7 protein-coding genes are annotated in these 5595 nt (G+C 62.5%); 4 read left to right on the top strand and 3 right to left on the bottom strand.

Going from position 1 to position 5595, the window contains the following annotated elements; genetic code table 11:
• The coding region (locus tag ACIQ47_RS14360) for a DUF2306 domain-containing protein (protein WP_396438756.1) at positions 1-186 on the bottom strand (186 nt) is incomplete at its 3' end.
• A 207-nt stretch (positions 187-393) separates the two neighbouring features.
• On the opposite strand from ACIQ47_RS14360, the gene ACIQ47_RS14355 reads away from it, so the two are divergent.
• From ACIQ47_RS14355 to ACIQ47_RS14340, 4 genes are all read left to right on the top strand, one after another.
• Positions 394-1218, top strand: coding sequence for an undecaprenyl-diphosphate phosphatase (locus tag ACIQ47_RS14355; protein ID WP_396438755.1), 825 nt, complete (start codon positions 394-396; stop codon positions 1216-1218).
• A 100-nt stretch (positions 1219-1318) separates the two neighbouring features.
• Positions 1319-2542, top strand: a complete 1224-nt coding sequence (locus ACIQ47_RS14350) for an MFS transporter (RefSeq protein ID WP_396438754.1) — start codon at positions 1319-1321, stop codon at positions 2540-2542.
• A 25-nt stretch (positions 2543-2567) separates the two neighbouring features.
• Complete coding sequence (locus tag ACIQ47_RS14345) at positions 2568-3065, top strand: nuclear transport factor 2 family protein (protein WP_396438753.1); 498 nt, start codon at positions 2568-2570, stop codon at positions 3063-3065.
• A gap of 31 nt (positions 3066-3096) precedes the next feature.
• Positions 3097-3909, top strand: coding sequence for an enoyl-CoA hydratase (locus ACIQ47_RS14340; RefSeq protein ID WP_396438752.1), 813 nt, complete (start codon positions 3097-3099; stop codon positions 3907-3909).
• Between the two features lie 23 nt (positions 3910-3932).
• Here the strand turns inward: ACIQ47_RS14340 and ACIQ47_RS14335 are convergent, their stop codons facing one another.
• Together ACIQ47_RS14335 and ACIQ47_RS14330 are read right to left on the bottom strand one after the other, a co-directional pair.
• A complete protein-coding gene (locus tag ACIQ47_RS14335) occupies positions 3933-4802 on the bottom strand; it encodes a CoA transferase (protein ID WP_396438751.1) in 870 nt (289 codons plus the stop codon).
• A 92-nt stretch (positions 4803-4894) separates the two neighbouring features.
• The coding region (locus ACIQ47_RS14330) for an alpha/beta hydrolase (RefSeq protein WP_396438750.1) at positions 4895-5595 on the bottom strand (701 nt) is incomplete at its 5' end.

The raw sequence follows: 5595 nt of genomic DNA, 5'->3' as shown, positions 1-5595 counted from the left end.
GAAGTCGCGGATGAACACGCCCGTGAGCGCTGCCCCCAGCATGCAGGTGACCCAGGCGTAGCCCAGGGCGCGGTGCAGTTGGGGGCGGAGCGTGGAGCCCATTCGGGCCCAGAGAACCCAGGGGCCGATGGCGACGGCGCTGAGCGCCAAGCTCATGTGCACGGCGATGGTGGGCGAGAGTTGCACAGTTTTCCTCCTGAATTTTTGCTTGTGCCTGCACTGTGGCGTGCCGATAGCCCGATTTCCATGCGTATGCGACGGTTGACCGTTCAGGCGGCGCGAGATGACGAGGACGGGCGTGAGTGGCGGACGCAAACAGGCGAGTGCGACGAATTCTTGAAGGCGGCGATGCCCAAGCAACGATAATCTCCCCAGATTTTTCGAGGAGCGTTTGTGGACCTGATGTTGTTGTTGAAAGCCGCCGTGATGGGCGTGGTCGAGGGGCTGACCGAGTTCTTGCCGATCTCGTCCACCGGGCATTTGATTTTGGCCGGGGCCTTGCTGGGCTTTGACGATGACAAGGCCAAGGTGTTCGACATCGCCATCCAGACGGGCGCTATTTTGGCGGTGATCATTGTGTATTGGCAAAAGATCAGCAGCACGGTGCGTGCCTTGCCGCGCAGTGCCGATGCCCAGCGTTTTGCGCTCAATGTGTTCATTGCTTTTGTGCCTGCCGTGATTCTGGGCTTGATGTTTGGCAAGGCCATCAAAGCGAACCTGTTCACACCCGAGGTGGTGGCCACCACCTTCATCATTGGCGGTTTCATCATTTTGTGGGCCGAGCGCAGACAGGCTCGCGCCGTGCATATTGCCGAGGTCGAAGACATGCGTTGGCAAGATGCGCTCAAGGTGGGCCTGGTGCAGTGCCTGGCCATGATTCCGGGCACCAGCCGCAGCGGCGCGACCATCATTGGCGGCATGTTGCTGGGCATGTCGCGCAAGGCGGCGACGGACTTTTCTTTTTACCTGGCCATTCCCACGCTGATCGGTGCGGGGGCTTACAGCCTGTACAAAGACCGCGCTTTGCTCAGCATGGCCGATGTGCCGATGTTTGCGGTGGGTTTGGTGTTTTCGTTTTTGAGCGCCTGGGTCTGCGTGCGCTGGTTGCTCAAATTCATCTCGACCAACAGCTTTGAGGTGTTTGCCTGGTACCGGATCGTGTTCGGTCTGGTGGTGCTGGGCACCAGCTACACCGGCTTGGTGACCTGGGCGGCTTGATCGGGTGCACCTAGGCGACATGCCGGACCTTGGGCCGCGCCCAGAATCGACATCCCTTGTTTGACGCATCCTGCGGATGCGTTTGTTCACCGCCCCCTGCATGTCTGTCGTTCTGTCCGCCTCTTTTCGCCGTCTGGCCTGGTCCAATTTGCTGGCCCAGTCGGCCGAGCAGTTGAGCTTGGCTGCTGTGCCCATCGTGGCGGTGCTCTTGCTGCAGGCCGGGCCCGGTGAAATTGGTTTGCTGGCCTCCATCCAATCGCTGCCGTTTTTGCTGCTGTCCATGCCGCTGGGCCTGCTGGCCGACCGCACTTCGCGCACCCGCTTGATGGCGCTGGCCGAGACGCTGCGGGCCTTGGCTTTGTTGTTGTTGCTGGCGCTGATCGTCACGGGCAATGTGTCGATTGCGGCTTTGGCCGTCATTGGCTTCATCGCGGCGGTGGGCACGGTGGCCTTCAGCGTGGCCGCGCCTTCGCTGGTGCCTGCCCTGGTGCAGGTCGATGGCTTGGCGCAAGCCAATGGGCGGCTGGAATTGGCGCGCAGCGCGGCGTTTGCGGCAGGCCCGGCCTTGGCCGGGGCCTTGATCGCGTGGACCGGGGCGTCGGCAGCGTTTGTGTTGTCGGGCCTGTTGTCGGTGGCGGCGGTGTTGTTCCTGCGTGGCATCCGCGAGCCTGCACGCGCTGCCATGCCTGCGCGCCACCCATTGCTGGAGTTGCAAGACGGGGCCAAGTGGGTGTGGCAGAGCGATTTGCTCAGACCCATGATGTTTTGCTCGGTTGCCTGGAACATTTCTTGGTTCATGCTGCAAGCGGCTTATGTGCCCTACGCCATCCACGACCTGGGGCTGGATGCGAGTGGCGTGGGCGTGACGCTGGCTTTGTATGGCGTGGGCATGATCGTGGGGGCACTGCTGGCGCCGCGTGTGGTGCGGGCGCTGCCGTTTGGGCAGGCGATTTTGATGGGGCCCTATTTTTCTGTGCTGGCGGCGGTCACGATGGCTCTGACCTTGTTTTGGCCGCAGGGCTGGCTGGCGGCGCTGTCTTACTTTTTCTTTGGGGCGGGGCCGATCATTTGGACCATCACCTCGACCACCTTGCGCCAGACGGTGACGCCCCGCGCCATGATCGGGCGGGTCACGTCGATCAACATCGTGGCCAGCACAGGCGCGCGGCCGCTGGGTGCGGCGCTGGGCGGTGTGCTGGGGGTGAGCTTTCCGGTGTCAGTCAGCTTGTGGTGTGTGGTGCTGGGCTTTGGCCTGCAGGCCATCATCATCAGCGCGTCCAAGGTGCGCACACTCCAGCGCTTGCCTGAGCCTTTGCCCGATTGATTTCAAACACAGAGGAGACAACAGCATGCAACAAGCCGCGTTTGAAGAATTGCTCAAGCGGTTTTCGGCCGCTGCCGAAGCGGGTGAGGGCGAAGCTTTTGCGCAGTGCTTCACGCCAGACGGCGTCTACCACGACTACATCTACGGCGATCACACGGGCCGCGCCGACATTGCCCACATGATGAGCGACCTGTTCCACCGCGATGCCGGGCCGGATTACCGTTGGGAGATGTTCGAGCCCGTGTGCAATGGCCAGGTGGCCTATGCACGGTCTTTGTCGAGCTTCACCTCGAAGGTGCCCGAGTTTGCGGGGCGGCAGGTGGTGATCGACGGCATCAGCCGCTTTGAACTGCGTGACGGACTGATTTGCGACTACAGCGAATCGGTCAATGGCGGCGTGGCCATGGTGCAGCTGGGGGTGGCTGCGCCGCGCCTGGAAAAGGTGCTCAAGCGCTGGAGCCAGCAGCTGCTGGACCAGCCCACCACCCAAGCGTTTTTGGCCCGTGGCAAGCGCACGGTGTGAGTTGTTGATTGCTTCATTGAAAGGCCTTGCCATGAGTTACCAAGACATTCTTTACAAGGTCGAGCACCGCATCGCGACCATCACCTTGAACCGACCCGACAAGCTCAACGCCTGGACCGCCATCATGGAGCGCGAAGTGCGTGAGGCCATGGACGCAGCTGCCGCAGACGATGGCGTGCGCGCCATTGTGCTCACGGGCGCTGGGCGGGGCTTTTGCGCCGGGGCCGACATGGATTTGCTCAAGGGCCTGGACCCGAGCGACATCACGGCGACGACCTGGACGAAGCCTTTCGATGTGAACCAGCGGCTGGATTACCAAACGCGCTATGGGTATTACCCGGCGATCCCCAAGCCGGTGATCGGCATGCTGAACGGCGCAACGGCCGGCATTGGGCTGGTGCACGCCTTGTATTGCGACATCCGTTTTGCGGCCGACAACGCGGTGTTCACCACCGCGTTTTCAAGGCGCGGCTTGATTGCCGAGCACGGCCTGAGCTGGATGCTGCCGCGCATGGTGGGCCACGCCAACGCGATGGATTTGCTGCTGTCGGCCCGAAAGGTGCTGGCCCCCGAGGCGCAAGCCATGGGCTTGGTCAACAAGGTGTTTGCGCCTGACGCTTTGGCCGCCGCCACCTATGCCTATGCGCGTGATTTGGTGGACAACGTGTCACCGCGCTCGATGGCGGTCATCAAGCGACAGCAGTACGACGCGCCATTCCAGACCTTGGCAGAAAACACCCGCCAGGCCAACGTGGAAATGGCCTGCAGTTTTGCGAGTGACGACTTCCGCGAAGGCGTGTCGCATTTCATGGAAAAACGCGCACCGCAATTCACCGGCCAATGAGGCTAAGGGGTCTGCCCCCCGACTCACTTGTTGAGCGTCATGAGCGGAATGTCTTTGGCCACCGCCAGCTTGTCGAGCTGGGCGCGGGTCTGGCTGGCCAAAAAGGTTTCTATGGCTTTGCGCGTGGCGGGCTTGAAGAGGTCTTTGACCGGGTGGGCCAGTTGGACACCTGCGGCTTCACAAAGGCGCTGCGCAAAGTGCGGCTCCAGGGCTGCCACGGCCACGCGGCCGTTTTTGCAGGCGTAGATGCGGTAGCCCGCGTGGGCACCGCCCACCGCGCCATCGGGCGTGGTCATGCGCAGCTGGCGCGGCAGGGCCAGCCAAGCGGCGGCATCGGACAGGGCCACTTCGTGGCGTGAGCCTTTGCCTGTGGTTTTGAGCGAGAGCACCGCCTTGAGCGTGGCTTCGCTGGCCATGAGTGCGCCACCCATGTCGGCAAACAAACTCGGTGGCAGGTCCATGCCGTTGACCAAGCCGACTTCAGCTTGGTAGGTCAAATCGTGGCCAGGAATTTCTGCCAGTGGGCCGGGTGCGCCGACCACTTCGATCAGGCTGAGCGCGGGGTATTGTTTGCGCAGCGCCTTCCAGCTCAGGCCCAACTTGGTCAGCGCCGAGGGGCGGAACGAGGTCAGCAGCACATCGGTCTTGGGCAACAACTTGTGCATCGCAGCTTGCCCCACTGCGGTTTTGAGGTCCAGGGTGTGGTGCTTCACGCCCTTGTGCATCAGCGCGTAACCGTCGGGGGTGTAGTGCTGCATGGGGTCGCCAGCAGGCGGGTTGACCTTGGTGCAGCTGGCGCCCATTTGGGCCAGGCGCATCAGGGCCGCAGGGCCGGGCAGGTTGAGGGCGAGGCTGACGACGCGAACGCCGCGAAGGGGTTGTGTGGATGACATGGGAAGACCTTCAAATCGTGACCCGGAGATTATGGGCATGGCCTTGACGTGGCACTGTCACCTGTGTGGAAAAGCGTGCAAGCCTATGGGCTTCAGACGCCAAAATTGCGCAAAGTTGCTTCGATCGCGGCAGCGGTGGCGATGGGTTTTTCCATGGGGAACAGGTGCGAGCCGTCGAGCATCATGATGCGGCCTTTGACGACTTGGTGCGTCAGGTCGGTGCCGGCTTGGCGCATTTCGGCCGAGTGCGTGCCGCCGATGAAGGCGACCGGACATTTGAGGGGTTTGCGCTTGAGCAGGCTGTCGAGTTTGTGTGGCAGGCTGTTGTAAATCGCGGTTTCGATGTCGCGGTCAAAACTGAGCACGCGCTGGCCGCCCTCGTCGTGGGTGCCGTGGTCAATGTAGTCGCGCAAAACTTGGGGGTCCCAGCTTGCAAAGGATTTTTTGTGCACAAAGCTTTCCAGCGCCGCCTGGGCGTTGGGCCAGTGGTGGCGGCGTTTTTGACTGATGCGACCAGGCGAGAGTGCGCCGATCAGGGGGGTGCGTTTGGCCAGGCCCAAAGTGGTGGCGCGCCAGCCGCCCAGCACGGGCGAGTCGATCAGCACCACACCGCGCGCCAGCTCGGGGTGGCGGGCTGCACACATCAGGCTCAGGAGGCCGCCCAGCGAATGGCCGACCAAAAAGGCGGGGCCGTCCAAGCCTTGCTGGTCACGCGCGAAGTCGGCCAGTTGCTGCACCAAGTGGGGCCAGTTGTTGGTGACGGGGTACTTGGGGTCATGACCGAATTTTTCGA

Origin of the sequence: Limnohabitans sp. (assembly GCF_044373035.1) — a bacterium.
Classification (GTDB): Bacteria; Pseudomonadota; Gammaproteobacteria; order Burkholderiales; family Burkholderiaceae_C; genus Limnohabitans_A.
This window is presented reverse-complemented; position numbering and strand designations above follow the sequence as displayed.

Bases quoted from the DNA above. Each gene is read 5' to 3' on its own strand.
- ACIQ47_RS14350 (WP_396438754.1), top strand. From the start codon at position 1,319: ATGTCTGTCGTTCTGTCCGCCTCTTTTCGCCGTCTGGCCTGGTCCAAT.
- ACIQ47_RS14345 (WP_396438753.1), top strand. From the start codon at position 2,568: ATGCAACAAGCCGCGTTTGAAGAATTGCTCAAGCGGTTTTCGGCCGCT.
- ACIQ47_RS14340 (WP_396438752.1), top strand. From the start codon at position 3,097: ATGAGTTACCAAGACATTCTTTACAAGGTCGAGCACCGCATCGCGACC.
- ACIQ47_RS14335 (WP_396438751.1), bottom strand. From the start codon at position 4,802: ATGTCATCCACACAACCCCTTCGCGGCGTTCGCGTCGTCAGCCTCGCC.